Here is a 17905-nt window from a genome sequence, read left to right on the forward strand (position 1 = left end):
TTCCTGAAGCGACCTTTTTTGCAGCGGTGGTAACTTCCAGTCTCATTCAACACCGATCGCTATGCGCGTCTCCCGCCTGATGCTGGTGACGCTGCGGGATGTTCCCGCTGACGCCGAAATCGCCTCGCAACAATTGCTGATTCGTGGCGGATATATCCGACGCGTTGGCTCAGGAATCTATGCCTATCTCCCACTGATGTGGAGGGTCCTTCAAAGGGTGATGAGAGTCGTCAGGGAGGAGATGAATCAAATCGGGGCACTTGAAACGTTGTTACCTCAACTTCAACCTGCCGAATTATGGGAAAAAAGTGGCCGTTGGCAGGGATACACCGCAGGCGAGGGGATCATGTTCCACCTGGAAGATCGCCAGGAACGTTCCCTTGGGTTAGGCCCCACCCACGAGGAAGTGATCACGGAATTGGCCAGTGATCTACTGAAGTCGTATCGCCAGCTCCCCGTCACCCTTTATCAAATTCAAAGCAAATTCAGGGACGAGATTCGCCCTCGCTTTGGCTTGATGCGGGGCCGCGAATTCATCATGAAGGATGCCTATTCCTTCCATGGAGATGAAGCAGATCTGGCCAGCATGTATGCAGAGATGAAGAGGGCTTATACCCGAGTGTTCCAACGTTGCGGCCTGACGGCTGTCGGAGTTGATGCCGACAGTGGAGCCATCGGTGGCGCCGCATCCCAGGAATTCATGGTGACGGCAGATGCTGGAGAAGATTTGATCCTCATCAGTCCTGATGGTGATTACGCCGCAAATCAAGAGAAAGCCGTCTCGATCGCACCCCCTGCTCTGCCATTACCAGGCGGAGAATCACAGGTCATTTCCACTCCAGGGCAGATCACGATTGATGCGCTCTGTTCGGCCCAGTCACTTGATCCCAGCCAGGTCACCAAAGTGCTGTTGCTACTCGCCAAGCTTGAATCTGGCGATGAACAGCCAGTTCTTGTCTGTCTGCGCGGAGACCAAGAACTCAACGAGGTGAAGCTCGTTAATGCACTCACACAACAACTCGACAGCCCCGTTCTCGATCTCAACCCGATCAATGCCGAACAACTGAAATCTCAAGGACTGCAACCCTTGCCGTTTGGTTCTATCGGCCCTGATCTCTCAGATGACCACCTCACTGGTGCGCGCAGCTGGCGGAACACGTTCTACAAACTCGCTGACACAACAGCTGCCGAGCTGGACCGTTTTGTCTGCGGAGCAAACACCCGCGACGAGCACCGTTGGGGGTGCAACTGGTCTGATCTGGGCGCCATTCCAGCGATGGATCTCCGCAATGCCAGAGCAGGCGATCACTGTGTCCACAGGCCAGACCAGCGCCTCGAAGAACGACGCGGGATCGAGGTGGGACATATTTTTCAACTCGGTCGCAAGTACTCCCAATCCATGGGGGCTCAAATCACCACAAAAGAGGGCAAACAGGAGCACCTCTGGATGGGGTGTTACGGCATCGGAATCTCACGACTGGCCCAGGCCGCCGTTGAGCAGCATCACGATGACGCCGGAATGATCTGGCCACTCAGCATTGCTCCGTTTCAGGTGATCGTGGTGGTGGCCAATGTTCAAGACGAAGTCCAAATGGCCCTCGGTGAGGAGATTTACAACGAACTCCGTGCCTCGGGGATCGATGTCCTACTGGACGATCGTGGTGAGCGGGCCGGGGTGAAATTCAAGGATGCCGATCTCATCGGCATCCCTTGGAGAGTTGTCGTTGGTCGTGCAGCCGCCGAAGGGAATGTGGAGCTGGTGCAACGGTCAGAACGGGACGCAAACGTTTTAAGCCGAGCCGAAGCCATCTCGTCCCTTCTCGAAGCGATTCCAACCGAGCTTCGGGTCCAGCTCTGACCCGCGTAAAGTCCACCAAATTTCCTCCGGTCATGATCGCCGTACTGAAACGCCTCACTAGCCGTCTAATCAATCTGAGCCTGGCCCTTTGCCTTGGGCTTTCTTTACTCGTTACGGCCTGCGGAAACGAGTCGTCCACGCTTACCGGGGACTACGTCCAAGACACAATTGCTGTTGCCCACACCATTCACGACACCTTGGCGTTGCCCCAGGACGCGGCGAATCGTCAAGAGGCTGAGGGAGAGGCCCGCGACTTAATCACCGACTACGTGTCTCGTTACAGAGCACGTCCCAAGGTGAACGGCTTGAGTTCATTCACGACCATGCAGACCGCACTCAACTCCTTGGCTGGTCACTACAACAACTACACCAACCGTCCCGTTCCCGATGCTCTGAGAGCCAGGATCGACAAGGAATTGGGTAAGGCAGAAAAAGCAGTCGTTCGCGGAACTTGATCACAAAATCGATCAGCACTTTGACCGCAGGCATGACTGTCTGCGAAAGTGCTGGATTGTGCAGAAATGCGGCTTCGGGCCGCCGATTCTTTGGCCAATGTTGTCGTCATCGGTGCTCAATGGGGTGACGAGGGAAAAGGAAAGATCACCGATCTTCTGAGCCGCTCCGCTGATGTTGTGGTGCGTTATCAGGGAGGCGTTAATGCTGGCCACACCATCGTGGTGGACGGTCGAGTGCTCAAACTTCACCTGATCCCTTCCGGAATCCTCTACCCAGACACCACGTGCCTGATCGGCTCCGGAACCGTGGTTGATCCCAAGGTGATGCTTGGAGAACTCGACATGCTGATCTCCAACGGGATCGACATTTCAGGCCTGCAGTTGGCATCAACGGCGCACGTCACGATGCCTTACCACCGCCTCTTGGATCTGGCGATGGAAAAGCAACGAGGTGAACGCAAAATCGGCACAACCGGCCGCGGCATCGGCCCCACCTACGCAGACAAGTCTCAGCGAAGTGGCATCCGTGTTCTCGACCTGCTCGACGAAGATCGACTGCGAGATCGGCTTGAAGGGCCTCTGAGCGAGAAGAATCAACTGCTCGAAACCATCTATGGCGAAAAGCCATTGGATGCTGAGGAGATCATCCGTGAATATCTGGCTTACGGAAAACGCCTCGCCCCTCATGTGGTGGATTGCACCCGAGCCATCCATGAAGCCGCAAGCGACCGCAAAAACATTCTTTTTGAGGGCGCGCAAGGGACTCTGCTCGACCTCGATCACGGCACTTATCCCTATGTGACTTCCTCCAACCCGGTGTCAGGAGGTGCCTGCATCGGTGCTGGCGTGGGTCCGACCCTGATTGACAGAGTGATTGGAGTCGCCAAGGCTTACACCACTCGGGTTGGGGAAGGTCCCTTTCCCACAGAGCTGTCTGGAAGTTTGAACGACCAGCTGTGTGATCGAGGCGGGGAATTTGGAACGACCACTGGCCGCCGTCGCCGCTGTGGCTGGTTTGATGGCGTGATTGGACGCTATGCCGTTCAAGTCAACGGACTGGATTGCCTTGCGATCACCAAGCTCGATGTGCTTGACGAAATGGATGAAATCCAAGTTTCAGTCGCCTACGAGCTCGATGGCGAACGCATCGATTACTTCCCCAGCAGCTCCGAAGATTTCGCTCGCTGCAAGCCAATCTTTGAGACTCTCCCAGGCTGGCAATGTTCCACGGCTGAATGCCGTCGACTCGAAGACCTTCCTGCTCCGGCAATGAACTACTTACGCTTCCTAGCCGACTTGATGGACGTGCCGATTGCGATCGTTTCCCTTGGTGCCAGCCGAGACCAAACGATCGTGGTGGAAGATCCGATCCATGGCCCTAAGCGCGCTCTCCTCAGCGCCTGAGCGCGCTCGCATCGCCCCCTCAGAGCAGCGATCCAGCGAACCGCCATACTTTCGCTGTATTAACGACTGCAGAGATGTCCTCCACTCCACGGTTCAGCACTGCCAGTTCTCTCGACGTTGTGGGCATCGGTAACGCCATCGTCGACGTGTTGGTTCAAACCGAGGACCAGTTTCTGAGCGATCACAACCTCAGCAAGGGCAGCATGGCCCTTGTGGATGAAGATCAAGCCAAAAGCCTTTACGAAGCCAGCGGTCCAGGTCTCGAAACCTCCGGAGGTTCAGCCGCCAACACACTGGCTGGTCTCGCTCAACTCGGGAGCAAGGCTGGGTTCATTGGTCGTGTTCGTGACGACCAACTTGGGAGCATCTTCATCCACGACATCCAGTCTGTCGGGACCCGTTTCGAGACACCGGCTGCCGTGAGCGGTGCGAGCACGGCCCGTTGCCTCATTCTCGTGACCTCGGATGCTGAACGCACCATGTGCACCTACCTCGGTGCTTCAACCCAACTGGACCCTGATGATCTCGACCTCTCCATGGTTCGCGACACCAAGGTTCTTTATCTCGAGGGCTACCTCTGGGATAGTCCTGCAGCCAAAAAGGCCTTCATCACAGCCGCTGAAGCCTGCCGAGAAAGCGGCGGTCAAGTCGCCCTGTCGCTATCCGATGGCTTCTGCGTCGACCGTCACCGTGAAAGCTTTCTTGAGCTTGTTGACGGACATGTGGATGTGCTCTTTGCCAATGAGGATGAGATCAAATCGCTGTACGGAGCAGCTGACTTCGAGAGCTCGCTCGAACAAGTCAAAGGTCGTTGCAGCGTGGCCGTACTCACCCGCAGCGCTCAAGGATCTATCGTGCTCAGCGGTGATCAGCGCTGGGAAATCCCCTCCTACAAGCTTGGAGATCTCGTCGACACCACGGGAGCAGGGGATCTCTATGCGGGTGGCTTCCTGCATGGCTACACCCATGACTTCCCTTTAGACGTCTGCGGAAAAATGGGGTCCATCTGTGCCGGACAAGTCGTGACTCAATTAGGGCCACGCTCGAAGGTTTCACTGCCTGATTTGATCGCTAAGCATCTGAATTGATCGACGCCGCGGCCCAAGCGCCATAGGCGTGCGATGGCTGAGCCTGCCAGTGAAGGATCTCGGGGTTGTCGTAGCTGTGGAGTGCCTGAATGGCCCCAAGCACCGCGCTCAACCCGGGAGCGGTGGTCTTGATCAGAAGCTGCACTTCATCGGCATGTTCAACCCGTCCTTCCCAGCGGTAGCACGATTGAATGACCTGAAAGCTCACGCAAGCTGCCAGCTCACGACTGATCAGTTGCTCAGCGAGTGCAGAGGCTCTCTGTTGATCAGCCTCGGTGGTTAAAACCAACCACAAAGCATCAGGTTGTTGTGCCATTCAGATGCGCCAGAAGCTGGCTCACGCTATGCACGACAGGAACTTCAGCAATGGGTGAAGGTCGGCGCAGGAGCCATAACTCAAACCCCATCTGCATCGAAAGGCTCGCCCAAAGCGCCTCAGTCGCTCCCCCTGACTGCCTGCAGACCACGTCTGTGATCGCCCAGCGCCTGCAAACCGCAGCTTCCAGTGCACCTGGCTGGGGACCCTGGAGTGGTCGCACCACCGCTAAGTGTTCTGGTGGAATGCCCGCTGACGCTGCCTGAATCACAGACATTGGCGAAGGAAGAACTCGGGCAAACACTGTGGCCCCTGATTCACGAGCAACCTTCGCTGCTTCAACCAACTGGCGGGCACCAAGGGCCAGGAGAAGTCGTCGTCCCGATAGGGGTTGAGCAGCAAGGTCAGCCATAGAGCCGAGCACAACCGCCTTACCCGAGTCCTCCATCCGCCGTTCGAATCGCACCAACCGCTGACCTGAGCCCTTGCAAGCCTGGTTCAACTGGTTACTGATCCTTAGTGCAAACGGGTGAGTGGCATCCACCACCCAATCCACAGGAATCGCATGCAGCCATTGAGAAATTCCCTGTGAACCACCCAAAGCACCCACGTGAATCCCTTCCAAGTCCATCCCCCGATAGGGATGGGCAGCAGTGGCGCCCACCACGCTGACGTGGACATGCCAGCCCTTCGAGATCAGAACCGCAGCCAAATGCGGCCCATCACCCGTCCCTGCCAGCAACCAGACAGTCCCCTGGCGATTCTCCTGTCGGTGCATCAGGATGGCGCTCACTATCACAGCTGAGAATGAACCACTGCGTGCTCGAGGTGGATGTCCTTCAAGCTCCCACCCTGCGATACACCCAAGACAATCAAACGCCCATTGCAGAGATGGACGTGTCCTTCGATGCGCTCCGACCCGATGACCCCAAGGGGCAGTTGAAGGTGGTCGGATGGGGCAACCTCGCCCAAGACCTTCAAAACCGCGTGCAGGTCGGGCAGCGTCTCGTCATTGAGGGCCGACTGCGTATGAACACGGTTCCTCGTCAAGACGGCACCAAAGAGAAAAAAGCTGAGTTCACCCTCTCGCGGCTGCATTCCGTGGGCGCGGCGGGATCCAGCCAAGGCCAGCCCCCTACCGCTGCGCGCACAGCGCCAGCTCGACCCGTACCAGCTCAAACGCCCCAGTCCTCCGAATCACCAAGCAAGCCAGCGGCGCTGGAGCAGGAATCAGCGGCTCAGTGGAACACCTCCCCCCTGGTTCCCGAGACCGACGACATTCCCTTTTAAGGCCAGGAGGCTCCAGAGTTTTCACTGACTTTTGTCAGAGAATTGCTCTGAAGCGCGCAACAGCAGCTGACCCAGTTCTCGTTCGAGGGCCGCTAAATCCAGTCTTAATTCTGGCCAGCGGCCGCGATCAATTTGTTCGAGCAACCAAGCGCGGTCCGTCTCCAGCTGGGCAATCAGCTCTCGGGTTTCTACGGGCTGCTCGGTCGGGGTGTTCATGATTGTTGGACTCCTCCACCCATCCTGCAGCCCTTTTGGTCACAATGGCTTCAATGCACGGGCCCCCATGAACGAGCTCATTTCGCCCGGAAGTCTGATCACCATCGCTGGCGGTGTCCTCACCGTGGTTGGTGCTTTGGCCTACGGAGCTGGCAATGCCAATCTCAGCCTGCCCACCATTTTTTACGGAATTCCCATTCTTCTGGGAGGTCTTGCGCTCAAATCCTCAGAACTTCCCCCAGCACGCCGGGTAACACCCAAAGCAAAATTGCGCGAAGAACGCGAGGCGGCGTCTCCAGAACTGGTCAAGCTGCTGAACGACGTCACTCGCTGGCGCTATGGGCAGAAAGCTCACCTCGAGAGCTCTCTCGAAGCCTTGAAACTCTGGGATGAGGACAAGCCTTCTCAGCTGCTGGAGATTGAAGAGCTCAGCAATGAAGATGGATATGGTCTAAGGATGCGCTTTGCCTGTGAAGCCGTAGGTCTCGAGCGTTGGCAAGAACGCCGCGAACGCTTAGGTCGTTTTTTTGCCAAAGGGTTAGAAGCGCAAATCCTGCCGTTGGAGAACGATCAGCTCGATTTGACCCTGCTTCCAAAGAGTGACTCCACGACAGGCGAGCATGGAGAGCCCTGAGCAGCTGCAGCATGGATGATTCCCAACGGGTCTCCGTCCTGAGCGAGGCCCTTCCTTACATCCAACGATTCGCTGGTCGGCGAATCGTGGTCAAGTACGGCGGTGCGGCCATGGTCCACGCAGAGCTGCGTGACGCCGTCTTTCGCGACATCGCCCTGCTGGCCAGTGTGGGAGTGCAACCGGTGGTGGTTCATGGCGGAGGCCCAGAGATCAACACCTGGCTGAAGCGGCTCAATATTCCCTCTGAATTTCGTGACGGTTTGCGAGTCACCGATGCCGACACGATGGACGTGGTGGAGATGGTTCTTGTCGGGCGAGTGAACAAACAGATCGTCAATGGACTCAACCGACTGGGAGCAAATGCAGTAGGTCTCAGCGGGAGTGATGGCCGACTGGTCGAGGCACGTCCCTGGGGTGATGGCAACCATGGCTTGGTCGGCGATGTGGCTCGGGTAAATCCAGATGTGTTGGAACCACTCCTGGCACGGGGATACGTTCCGGTGATTTCAAGCGTGGCTGCCAACCCGGAAGGGGAATCTCACAACATCAATGCCGACACGGTTGCTGGAGAGCTTGCCGCTGCACTCGAAGCAGAAAAATTGGTTTTGCTGACTGACACCCCAGGAATCCTTCGCGATCGCGACAACCCCGACTCCCTGATCCGACAACTCAGGCTCTCTGAGGCACGGCAATTGATCCACGACGGTGTTGTTGCCGGTGGGATGACGCCCAAAACCGAATGTTGCATTCGTGCCCTAGCTCAAGGAGTTGCTGCAGCGCACATCGTGGATGGTCGTATCCCCCACGCCCTGCTCCTTGAAGTGTTCACCGATGCAGGCATCGGAACGATGGTTCTGGGCCGCGGTTAATCGATGACCCATGCACTGGCAGCTGCTGAAGCCGCTCTCGAGCGTGGCGATTACGGCCAGTGCATCGCACTGTTGGAGCCGCTCGCAGAAGCCAACCCGATCAGAGACAGTCAAGGGGCTGAGATCCGCTTGCTGTTGGTCACAGCTTGGATGGGAAAAGGAGATGAGAGCAAGGCGCTGAGCATCTGCCGACTGCTCACCCGTTGCAAGGATCCAGAGCTGCGCAACAGGGCGCGGCAATTGCTGGAGGTTCTTGAGGCGCCAAGCCTGGCACGACCTGAGAGCTGGTCGATTCAAATCCCTACTTTGGAGATGGATCCCAGTGTCGGCCAACGTCCAAAGCTGTTGAATCGCCGCAAACTGCCACCGCCACCGCCATCACCTCCTACCGGTCCAACCCGAGCCCCAGCATCAGGCTTCGCGGTGCTGGTCATCACCGTGCTGGTGGGGCTAACGCTCTTGTTGAGCGGCTGCGTACGCATCACAGCAGACCTCAGCCTCCCAGGACCAGACAGGGTTGAGATAGCTTGGACGATCGACAGCCGCAGTGGCTTAAGACTTCCTTGGCAGGACGCGTTCAGCCGAGAGTTGAGGGCGATGAATCTGCCTTGGAAGATTCGCAACTCAGGCAACGGTCACCTTGAGGTGAAAGCACCAACCCAAAACAGTGAAGACGCCGCTGCACTCCTCAGCCAAACGGTGGCGGCAGCAGGACGAACCGCCGGCCTGGTATTGCCAACACCCACCCTCAAACTGGAAGAGCGAAATTGGATCGTGGGTCTTAAGCAGGAGCTGCTCTTGGAGCTGGATCTCAGCGCTCTTCAGCGCCTGAATGAGCTGGAAATCGCTGTACGGCTTGGGAACCAAGCAAGCTTGCGCAGCTTGCAAAGCAGCCCTGCCGTGGCGAGTAAAAACGCAAAGGGCGAGCTCATCTGGCCGCTCACGATTGGCGTTCAGAATCGTTTGCAATGGAGCCAATGGCGCTGGAGCCGCCTCGGGCTGGGCAGTCTCGTGATCTTGGCGCTGCTTGTGTTGACCGCCAGCCTGCAACGGCTTCGGCTGCTCATGGGTTTCGGCTACCCGGAATTACCGTCCTGAGTTCAGAGCTGCAGGGGGTCTGGATCAACAGCCAGTGCCACACCACTGGGCAAGCCATCCCACAGCGTGCTGCCTGGTGGCAAAGGCAAAGCCGAAGCTTGTGGACCATGCATCAATAGCTGCCAGCGACTGCGACCAGCAACCCGTGCCACCGGAGCTGGAGCTGGGCCAATGAGCTGCCAACCGGCGTCGATGCAACCGGGGCGAAGTTGTTCGGCCAACACAGCAGCAGCTGTTGCCGTTGTGGATGCGGACGTCCCAGACAGCCGCAACACACAAGCCCTGGCATAGGGCACCAATCCAGCTTCGCGGCGCTCCCGAGCTTCCTCCTCCAGAAAACGCTCATAACGACCATCCACTAAGTGCAAGATCACCGGATGATCAGGGCTATAGGTCTGAACAAGAACTTGCCCGGGACGCTCCCCACGACCAGCCCTGCCTGCGAGTTGCAACAACAACTGAAGTGCCTGCTCCCCAGCACGGAGATCGGGACGATGCAATAGGCCATCAGCGGCCAACACGGCGGCAAGCGTGACGCGCGGCAGGTCCATCCCCTTTGCCAGCATTTGGGTTCCAACCAAGACATCCGCTTCACCAGCTGCAAATTGATCCAACAAACGCCGATGTCCGTCGCGTCCACCGGTGGTGTCGCGATCAAAGCGCAACAATCGCAGTCCCTCCAACTCAGACTCCAGCTGTTCCAAAACCCTTTGAGTACCAGCACCGAAGGGCTTAAAAGCCGACGAACCACAGTGCCCGCAGTTCGTCGCAACTGGGTCCCGATAATCACACCAGTGGCAACGCAGCCATTGTTGACCGGTGCTTTTCCCATGGACGGTGAGGGCCACATCGCAGTGCGGACACTGCATGACCTCGCCACAGCTTCGGCAGCTCAAAAACGTGCTGTATCCGCGGCGAGGCACCAACACAACCGCCTGTTCGCCTTGTTCAGGAAGTTTCGACAACCGATCCATGAGCGCCCTGCTGATCAAGCGCCGATGGCCATCGGCGAGTTCATGGCGCATGTCGATGATCTGAACCGGCGGCAAAGGTTGAGCAGAGATGCGCGTTTGAAGCCGAGCTAAGGCCAAAGGCCCTTCTGGGGCTAGCTGAATCCAGGTTTCGAGGGAGGGTGTTGCACTTCCGAGCAACACACGACCTCCCTCCCGTTGCACTCTTGCCATCGCAAGGTCACGGGCGTGATAGCAGGGCATTGGTGACTCCTGCTTGTAGGAGCTGTCGTGCTCCTCGTCCAACACGATCAAACCCAAGGGGCTGAGCGGCAGAAAAATGGAAGAACGGGTGCCAACGATCACGAGAGGCCCCTCTGCCTCCAGGCTGTTGCGCCAGGTGCGGACCCGTTCCCGTTCTGTGCAACCACTGTGATACTCGAGCACTCGAGCACCAAATCGACGCCGACAGCGATCCACCAGCTGGGGAATGAGACCAATTTCAGGAGTCAGCAACAAAACATGCCGGCCTGCTGCCAACTCTTCAGCAGCAAGCTGGAGGTAGACCTCGGTCTTGCCAGAACCGGTGATCCCCCAAAGCAGCACACCCCCACCATCGGGCTGCTCGTTAAAGGTATTGATCGCAACCTGCTGCTCATCGGTGAGGGTTCTCGGAGCTTCGGTCGCCGGAACCAAGTCCAGCGACAGGGGGCTTGGTTCCGGATCAGTGGCGAGACGCAACTCACGAACAAGACGCTCTCGGCGCACCAGAGCTTGCAGGATTCCTGATTGAAAACCTGCAGCGACGAGGTCTCGTTGCCACGCTCCTCCCCCTAACTCCTGCAACTTGGCCACTAAGCAAGCCTGCCGTGCCGGCAAGTCAGCATCCAAACTGGCGATGCTGTCAGGCAAAGACACCCACCAGAGCCTTCGTTCCTTCACGGTTGGAACCACGCGCTGTCCCAGCCAACCGGGGGGGAGAGCTGCTTTCAACATTCGAAACGGGCTGGTGTGGCAACGCTGCGCCATCTCCTCAAGCCACAATCTCCATTCATGTCCGACAGCAGCCGGTTGCAGGAGAGCTTCAACTGGCTGAAGCGGGCGATTTTCATCCGCAGGTTGTGTGCGGCAGGCCGTGACCAACCCTTGAATGCGACGACCGCGAAGAGACACCTGAACAAGGTCTCCTAAACGGACATTCAGCTGGTTGCGATCGCAGTAGGTGAAGGTGCGCCCATCCCGACCAGCCTCAAGCCAAACATCGACCACCACTAGAACTGGCGGCGGCCGGACGGGATTTTTTGAAAAATCGGTTATAGGGGTTGCGCTCATGACACCTTTTTTTTAAGATAAAAGGGTTGGACAGCTGAAAGGCTGTTGTTGGAACAAGCAGAGTTCCTTCCAAAGGGAAGATCCGAAGTTCGAGCCATGGAATTCCATGAAGCCGACCGGTCTGAGAATGCCCTTGACACTTCTGCATCGGACCACTCCAGCTCTCTCAATTTTGCCTAACGCTCCGCGTTTTTCGTTGCGCACCGTTTCTATGACGGGAAGGTGACGCCACAAGAGCATCCGACCTCATCCGGCCGGTTGCACTTAACTGTTGATGACATTCGCTTCCTGTCCCGCTCTCTCCTTCGTTACTGACCGCCATGAGTCCTGCCGCGACCAAATTGGCACAGGCCAAAGCAACACAAGCTCCTTCGATCATGATGCTGGCCGACGAAAAAGGTCTGCCAAAGCTGGCGAAGGCCAAAGCAAAGCCTGCCTCGAAAGCCAAGGCCAGCACCAAAACAAAAGCGACTAAAACCACCCCCAAAGCCAAAACCAGCAAAGCCAGCAGCAAGGCAAAAACCACTGCTACTGCCACTGCAGCCAACCTGGACGCATCAGCAGATCAACTACTTGCTTCTGCTGAGACAAATGCAAGCGCAGCAAAGGCCAAAGCGGACGCGAAAGCCAAAGTTTTGGCGAGCATCAAAGTAGGGCCTAAAGGCGTTTACACCGAAGACTCCATTCGGGTTTACCTTCAGGAGATCGGACGCATTCGCCTCCTGCGGCCGGACGAAGAGATTGAATTGGCTCGCAAAATTGCGGACCTCCTGCATCTCGAGGAACTCGCTGCGCAGTTTGAAAGCGATAACGGAAAACTTCCTGATACAAAGGAATGGGCAGCACTGGTTGAGATGCCAGTCATCCGCTTCCGCAGACGACTGATGCTCGGCCGACGAGCCAAAGAAAAAATGGTGCAATCGAACTTGCGCCTGGTGGTCTCGATTGCCAAGAAATACATGAACCGAGGCCTGAGCTTTCAGGACCTCATTCAGGAAGGCAGCCTCGGCCTCATTCGTGCAGCAGAGAAATTCGATCACGAAAAAGGCTATAAGTTCTCGACCTATGCCACTTGGTGGATCCGTCAGGCCATCACCCGCGCCATCGCCGATCAGTCGCGAACCATCCGACTACCAGTGCACCTCTACGAGACCATTTCCAGGATCAAGAAAACCACCAAAGTCCTCAGCCAGGAATTTGGACGCAAACCAACAGAGGAAGAAATCGCTGAATCGATGGAAATGACCATCGAGAAATTGCGATTTATCGCCAAGAGTGCTCAACTTCCAATTTCCCTCGAAACCCCCATCGGCAAGGAAGAGGATTCACGACTAGGCGACTTCATCGAAGCCGATATCGAAAATCCAGAGCAAGATGTTGCCAAAAATCTTCTTCGCGAAGACCTTGAGGGAGTTCTTGCCACTCTTAGCCCTCGCGAGAGGGATGTCCTGCGCCTTCGCTACGGCCTTGACGATGGACGCATGAAGACATTGGAGGAGATTGGACAAATCTTTGATGTCACCCGTGAGCGGATTCGTCAAATCGAAGCCAAAGCTCTGCGAAAATTACGCCATCCCAACAGGAATGGCGTACTCAAGGAATACATCAAATAACAAGCCAAGCTTGAGATACTTGGTTCTCCCACCCCCTTTCAAAATAGGGGGTTTTTAATGACCCATTAATGATAGACCTATCGCCTACAAAGCGAATGATCATCAATACGCTTGAGTAGAACCTTGCAAGTAAAAACTATTTTTATATTCCACTCCTGCCCCGCCTTTAATCCCTCCGATTCATAGAGAGCATCAGTCCATTCCCTAACAAAGCGGCTGGGGCACACATCGAGTGTCTAATCCTGAGCCCGAGCAGGCATACCTAGCAGTCGCAGCAATAAAAGGCATAACAAAAAGGCGTTGTGTACGTTGCTAAAAATGCCTGAGTGATTTGACCACAACAATACAAAGCAGAAAGAACCAGCAAATTTACGCTTCGACACTACAGTGAAGTTCTCAACAGCTCACTCAAACCCATCCCCAACAAACATTCCCCCAAGCATGGCAAGACAGACAGAATGCTTTGTCAGCACAACATGAACTCAATTAGGTACTCACACTTACATCAATTCCTCCCACTGAGCGAATAGCGAATAAAACACTATCTATCAACAAGAAAATGGTCAACAAGAATACAAACACATCTAGAGATTTCCTGGAGGCCCTGGAATCTCTCAAACAAGCAAGACTTGTCACCCATACATTCATGATGCATGACAATCAATTTAAGGGGCTAACTGAATCTGAGCAAAATAGCTTGCAAAATAGCATCACACCCTTTTTTAATACAATTTTCGAGATCGAAGACAGAGTCTTATCCTGGTATCGCGAATTTCATCCAGACCTCTCAGATGACGATGACTTAATTGAATCGATCGGAAAAGAGCATGATTACGAAACACTACTTTCTGAGAAAGGAAAAATAGACTTAGAACAACTCTTCAAAGAAGACACTGGATCAATCAGCCAAGGATAAGAGAAAGAAAGCCTCGATTCAAGATTTAAAATTCAATACTCATCCTAATATTTAAAAAGTGTCAACCTACACTTCATCCTCAATGCATTCAGTAAATTCCTGAAAAGCTCGCTTCAGACGTTCAACTGGTGTCTCTGAAGGCGGACACTCCTGGGAAGTATTGCGTGTATAGACCTGAAGAAGCCGAGGATCAGGATCAAGAATGGATGCCACGGCAGCTTTGTAAACCACAATATTTTTTTGAGACGTCAAGCCCTCTAAATAAGGCTGCAATTGCCAAGGCTGATCCGAGCTGGCTTGGATCACACTGAGCGGACGAATCAATTGGTATGCCCGTTCGCCATCTGGATCGGTTGTGTTCCTAAGCCGCGCCATCAAGACACCGCCACTGCTTAACAGGATCAATTTGATCGTGCCCTCATTTAAGAGTGGCAAAAAAGGGAGGACCTCCTTGGAGGACGTTGCCTGATCCAGAGCAGGCAGACCGTCTTTACGAACTCCGTTAACGACAGGCCCTGGCATGACATTGACTCAACTGTGTTGAATCGTAAAGCTGAGCGCCGGTCAAGGCGACTTAAAGCCAGGCCTCCAAGTCACAAGGAAGCAACCCATGCCAATTTTCATAGGCATACACGTGACAGCGGGGGGCACGTCTGCGTAATCTTGCGGACTGAAGTCTCTCAAACATGGCCCTCGAGCATCTGCGCATCGCCTCACGCCGCAGCCAGCTGGCCATGGTTCAGACCAATTGGGTCAAAGCAGAATTAGAAAAAGCCCACCCCGGCCTTGCCATCTCTGTTGAGGCAATGGCAACCCAAGGCGACAAAATCCTTGACGTTGCCCTAGCGAAGATCGGAGACAAAGGCTTATTCACCAAAGAGCTGGAAGCTCAAATGCTTGTGGGCCGTGCCGAGATCGCCGTTCACTCCCTGAAAGACCTCCCCACGAATCTTCCCGAGGGGCTGATGCTGGGTTGCATCAGCGAACGGGAAGACCCCGCGGATGCCCTGGTGGTGAACAGCAAAAATGCTGAGTACACACTTGAGACCCTGCCGGAGGGTTCCATTGTTGGAACCAGCTCTCTACGCCGCCTCGCCCAACTGCGCTATCACTACCCCCATCTTCAGTTCAAAGACGTCCGCGGAAACGTCATCACACGGCTTGAGAAGCTGGACTCAGGCAATTACGACTGTTTAATCCTGGCCGCAGCTGGGCTCAGTCGACTCGGCTTCGGCGATCGAATTCACCAGAGCATCCCCGGGAACATCTCTCTTCATGCGGTGGGACAAGGAGCTCTAGGGATTGAATGCGTATGCGATCGCCCCGAAGTGATGGAGCTGATTCAAGTGCTAAACCACGCACCAACCTCAGCCCGCTGCCTAGCAGAACGAGCATTCCTGAGAGTGCTGGAGGGCGGTTGCCAAGTGCCCATCGGCGTCAACAGCCAAATTCAGGGCGACACCATCCAGCTCACGGGAATGGTGGCCAGCCTTGATGGCAAACGGCTCATCCGTGACGAGCAGGCTGGCCCCCTAGCCGACCCTGAAGCGGTGGGACGAGACCTCGCCCACAAGCTCAAGGATCAAGGAGCCGGTGAAATCCTTCAGGAGATCTTTGAACAGGAGCGAGGCCAGTAATCGCTGGGTTCAACGCATAATTTCCACTGCCATCCCCACTTCCACGTGGTCATACAGCTGCTGAACATGCGCATTCAACATGCGCACACAGCCGTTGGAGACGGCCGCTCTGGTTTTCACCCAATGAGGCCAGGGAGTGCCATGAATGCCGAATTGATTGGGTCCACTTCGCAAGAACCCAATCCAGCGATGCCCCAACGGGCTTTGAGGACCACGTTTGGGATGCAGCTTCCCTGACTTAGTGCTCTGGTACTGAGGGTTCATCATCATGTTCTCGACCTTGAACACCCCAGAAGGTGAAGGGGTCGCGGGATCACCAATCGCTACAGGCCATGGGCCAAGGGTCTGGCCCTGTCGCACAACACTGATTTGCCTGCGGCCCAGATTCAACACAACACGCCCCTGTTCTGGCGGACGAACAGCCATCGTCACTTGGATGGACTCTGATCGAGACAGCGCGGGAGCCGCCACGAGAAGAGAGGAGGCGAGCAACGCAACTGGAAGAGCAGGAACGCAAGCAGTGCATTTGAGACCCATTGGTGGACAACCAAGACTCACTGGTCTCAACGTATGCACTGCGCGACAAAAAAACCGCACACTGCGATGAGTGAAACCTTAAGGATTCAAGAAATGTGCGCCCAAGCTCCAACCCATCAAGACTGGAATGAAGAACCAACCATCCTGGCCTGAAGAGGACGCAAAGCTGTTCTTACAAGCCATGCACAAAGTGGGCTCCATGGGAGGCATTGCAGAGATTGAGCCCATCACTTTGGAAATGATGGAGCCATCTAAAGGGCATCGAGCCTGCAGATTTATCAGAAAAAACATCCGATAAAAAGAAACGCGAGCAACTCCTTCAAATCCTCATTCTTCTTTCTTATGTTGACATGAAGGTTGAGATGAAGGTTGAGATGAAGGTTGAGATGAAGGTTGAGATGAAGGTTGAGATGAAGGTTGAGATGAAGGTTGAGATGAAGGTTGACCCGAGGAGGGTAGCTGTTGTCGATAACTTTGCAGAGCAGCTAGAGATTCATCCCAATACAATCAAAGGCCTGCATCGAGTTCGAGACAATCACATAAAGTGACTTCTAATCGATTATGGACGCAGGAGTCTAGGCGAGTTTCTAGGCCTCGACTCAGCGCCGAAAGTGATTAAAGGTGTGATCACAATGTTCCATCAATCCATCGGAGATTGGGCTGTTTACGAGCGCTACCAGCAATGAGAGGCCTATCCAGAAGGCAGCCTGGGGCACACTGTTCATTGGTACCGGGATAGGAATTGGGCACTACCTGGAGATAAAAAAAGCACGTCTGAATTGCTCTTAAATCACGATTGCTTCCACATCCTCGGTGGATTTATTACAGACGACCAAGGCGAAATCAATGTAGCGGCATTTAAGGCCGGGCTTTTTGATGATAGTTTTGGCTTTGAATCTCTTCTCGGAGTTGTCCGCGACTTTCACTTAGGGAGAGCTTTCAGTACTGTTGGAGATATCATTCTACCCTCCTTGATCCTCTTTTAATTAAGCCCTAAATCAACTTCTAAGCAATAAAAAGCGGGGTATCACCCCGCTTTTGCCTAATTATTCAAGGAGAACATAAGGACATCAGTCAACCAACTTTGGATCGATGTCAGTCATGTAGCGAGCTTCGCAGCTCTTGATAATCTCCACAGCTTTTTCGGTGCCGAAAAATCCATTCACCGTGCAGGTTCCTGGCTTTTTCAAATCCTTGTAGTGCTCCCAGTAGTAAGTGGTTTCCTTTTTCCATTGCTCACCAAGATCTTCAAAGCTCTTGATGTGATCAACACGCTTGTCATCGGCCAAAACGGCGATCACCTTGTCATCAACCTCACCACCATCATCAAAGGTCATGATCCCGATGATCCTTGCTTCCACGATCGAACCCGGAATTAAGGGTTCGGTCACATTCACGATCTCAATATCGAGAGGATCTCCGTCCTCATCCCAGGTGCGAGGAATACAGCCATAGGCGAAGGGGTAAGCCAGAGAGGAGTAGCCAACCCGATCCAACTTGAGATGGCCTGTTTCCGTAATGAGCTCGTACTTGTTGATCGTGTTGGAGTTGAGCTCCACGATGGTGTTGAGGCGTAGCTCAGCCTCATCAGCAAAGGCCGGCAGCACATGAAGCAAGTTGGGCATGCTGCGGCTTGGAGCCTGGTCGAGATTGGCCATGAAAGAGGACGATCAGCGCCGGAATCCTACGGGG

Annotated in this window: 19 protein-coding genes; 11 read left to right on the forward strand and 8 right to left on the reverse strand. The window is 55.0% G+C overall.

What is annotated here, in order from left to right; translation table 11 throughout:
• The first annotated feature begins 61 nt into the window (after positions 1-61).
• From SynPROS91_RS08235 to SynPROS91_RS08250, 4 genes are all read left to right on the forward strand, one after another.
• The gene (locus SynPROS91_RS08235) at positions 62-1858 is read left to right on the forward strand and encodes a proline--tRNA ligase (protein WP_186515995.1); all 1797 of its coding nucleotides are present in this window, start codon (positions 62-64) and stop codon (positions 1856-1858) included.
• 32 nt (positions 1859-1890) lie between these two features.
• Positions 1891-2313, forward strand: coding sequence for a photosystem II protein Psb27 (psb27, locus tag SynPROS91_RS08240; RefSeq protein ID WP_186515996.1), 423 nt, complete (start codon positions 1891-1893; stop codon positions 2311-2313).
• A gap of 66 nt (positions 2314-2379) precedes the next feature.
• Entirely contained in the window at positions 2380-3717 is a 1338-nt protein-coding gene (locus SynPROS91_RS08245) for an adenylosuccinate synthase (protein WP_186515997.1), read from the forward strand.
• A 74-nt stretch (positions 3718-3791) separates the two neighbouring features.
• Positions 3792-4805 (forward strand): adenosine kinase, encoded by a 1014-nt coding sequence (locus SynPROS91_RS08250; protein ID WP_186515998.1) that lies wholly within the window; start codon positions 3792-3794, stop codon positions 4803-4805.
• On the opposite strand, the gene cutA is transcribed toward SynPROS91_RS08250, so the two are convergent.
• Positions 4789-5121 (reverse strand): divalent-cation tolerance protein CutA, encoded by a 333-nt coding sequence (cutA, locus tag SynPROS91_RS08255; RefSeq protein ID WP_186515999.1) that lies wholly within the window; start codon positions 5119-5121, stop codon positions 4789-4791. The two genes, SynPROS91_RS08250 and cutA, sit on opposite strands and share 17 nt — an antisense overlap.
• Positions 5105-5899: a precorrin-6A reductase gene (cobK, locus tag SynPROS91_RS08260; protein ID WP_186519643.1), complete on the reverse strand. Its 795-nt coding sequence runs from the start codon at positions 5897-5899 to the stop codon at positions 5105-5107. Before cobK ends, cutA begins: the two co-directional genes overlap by 17 nt.
• A 29-nt stretch (positions 5900-5928) precedes the next feature.
• Here cobK and SynPROS91_RS08265 point away from each other — a divergent pair, with 29 nt between their 5' ends.
• The gene (locus SynPROS91_RS08265) at positions 5929-6411 is read left to right on the forward strand and encodes a single-stranded DNA-binding protein (RefSeq protein WP_186516000.1); all 483 of its coding nucleotides are present in this window, start codon (positions 5929-5931) and stop codon (positions 6409-6411) included.
• Positions 6412-6432: 21 nt separating this feature from the next.
• Here the strand turns inward: SynPROS91_RS08265 and SynPROS91_RS08270 are convergent, their stop codons facing one another.
• A complete protein-coding gene (locus SynPROS91_RS08270; protein WP_186516001.1) occupies positions 6433-6627 on the reverse strand; it encodes a hypothetical protein in 195 nt (64 codons plus the stop codon).
• A 67-nt stretch (positions 6628-6694) separates the two neighbouring features.
• On the opposite strand from SynPROS91_RS08270, the gene SynPROS91_RS08275 reads away from it, so the two are divergent.
• From SynPROS91_RS08275 to SynPROS91_RS08285, 3 genes are read left to right on the forward strand one after another with little or no spacing between them, the layout of a single operon-like run.
• Complete coding sequence (locus SynPROS91_RS08275) at positions 6695-7261, forward strand: DUF2854 domain-containing protein (protein ID WP_186516002.1); 567 nt, start codon at positions 6695-6697, stop codon at positions 7259-7261.
• An 11-nt stretch (positions 7262-7272) separates the two neighbouring features.
• Positions 7273-8130, forward strand: a complete 858-nt coding sequence (argB, locus tag SynPROS91_RS08280) for an acetylglutamate kinase (RefSeq protein ID WP_186516003.1) — start codon at positions 7273-7275, stop codon at positions 8128-8130.
• Between the two features lie 3 nt (positions 8131-8133).
• Positions 8134-9228, forward strand: coding sequence for a DUF3153 domain-containing protein (locus tag SynPROS91_RS08285; RefSeq protein WP_186516004.1), 1095 nt, complete (start codon positions 8134-8136; stop codon positions 9226-9228).
• A gap of 2 nt (positions 9229-9230) precedes the next feature.
• On the opposite strand, the gene priA is transcribed toward SynPROS91_RS08285, so the two are convergent.
• Positions 9231-11510 (reverse strand): primosomal protein N', encoded by a 2280-nt coding sequence (gene priA, locus SynPROS91_RS08290; protein WP_186516005.1) that lies wholly within the window; start codon positions 11508-11510, stop codon positions 9231-9233.
• A gap of 320 nt (positions 11511-11830) precedes the next feature.
• On the opposite strand from priA, the gene rpoD reads away from it, so the two are divergent.
• Both rpoD and SynPROS91_RS08300 read left to right on the forward strand, forming a co-directional pair.
• Positions 11831-13123 (forward strand): RNA polymerase sigma factor RpoD, encoded by a 1293-nt coding sequence (gene rpoD / locus SynPROS91_RS08295; protein WP_186516006.1) that lies wholly within the window; start codon positions 11831-11833, stop codon positions 13121-13123.
• A gap of 559 nt (positions 13124-13682) precedes the next feature.
• Complete coding sequence (locus SynPROS91_RS08300) at positions 13683-14039, forward strand: hypothetical protein (protein WP_186516007.1); 357 nt, start codon at positions 13683-13685, stop codon at positions 14037-14039.
• Between the two features lie 66 nt (positions 14040-14105).
• Here the strand turns inward: SynPROS91_RS08300 and SynPROS91_RS08305 are convergent, their stop codons facing one another.
• A complete protein-coding gene (locus SynPROS91_RS08305; protein ID WP_186516008.1) occupies positions 14106-14561 on the reverse strand; it encodes a DUF6561 domain-containing protein in 456 nt (151 codons plus the stop codon).
• Positions 14562-14725: 164 nt separating this feature from the next.
• Between SynPROS91_RS08305 and hemC the strand changes: the two genes are divergently transcribed.
• Positions 14726-15676: a hydroxymethylbilane synthase gene (gene hemC, locus SynPROS91_RS08310; RefSeq protein WP_186516009.1), complete on the forward strand. Its 951-nt coding sequence runs from the start codon at positions 14726-14728 to the stop codon at positions 15674-15676.
• 9 nt (positions 15677-15685) lie between these two features.
• Here hemC and SynPROS91_RS08315 read toward each other — a convergent pair whose 3' ends face one another.
• The 3 genes from SynPROS91_RS08315 to SynPROS91_RS08325 all read right to left on the reverse strand — a co-directional run bounded on the left by SynPROS91_RS08315 (position 15686) and on the right by SynPROS91_RS08325 (position 17871).
• Positions 15686-16213: a L,D-transpeptidase gene (locus tag SynPROS91_RS08315; RefSeq protein WP_186519645.1), complete on the reverse strand. Its 528-nt coding sequence runs from the start codon at positions 16211-16213 to the stop codon at positions 15686-15688.
• Positions 16214-16540: 327 nt separating this feature from the next.
• On the reverse strand, positions 16541-16720 hold the full coding sequence (locus SynPROS91_RS12385; protein ID WP_186516010.1) for a PT domain-containing protein: 180 nt from the start codon (positions 16718-16720) through the stop codon (positions 16541-16543).
• Between the two features lie 563 nt (positions 16721-17283).
• Positions 17284-17871 carry an inorganic diphosphatase gene (locus SynPROS91_RS08325; RefSeq protein WP_048346946.1) on the reverse strand — a complete coding sequence of 196 codons (588 nt, stop codon included), beginning with the start codon at positions 17869-17871 and terminating at the stop codon, positions 17284-17286.
• Positions 17872-17905 lie beyond the last annotated feature (34 nt).

This window comes from Synechococcus sp. PROS-9-1 (genome assembly GCF_014279775.1).
Classification (GTDB): domain Bacteria; phylum Cyanobacteriota; class Cyanobacteriia; order PCC-6307; family Cyanobiaceae; genus Synechococcus_C.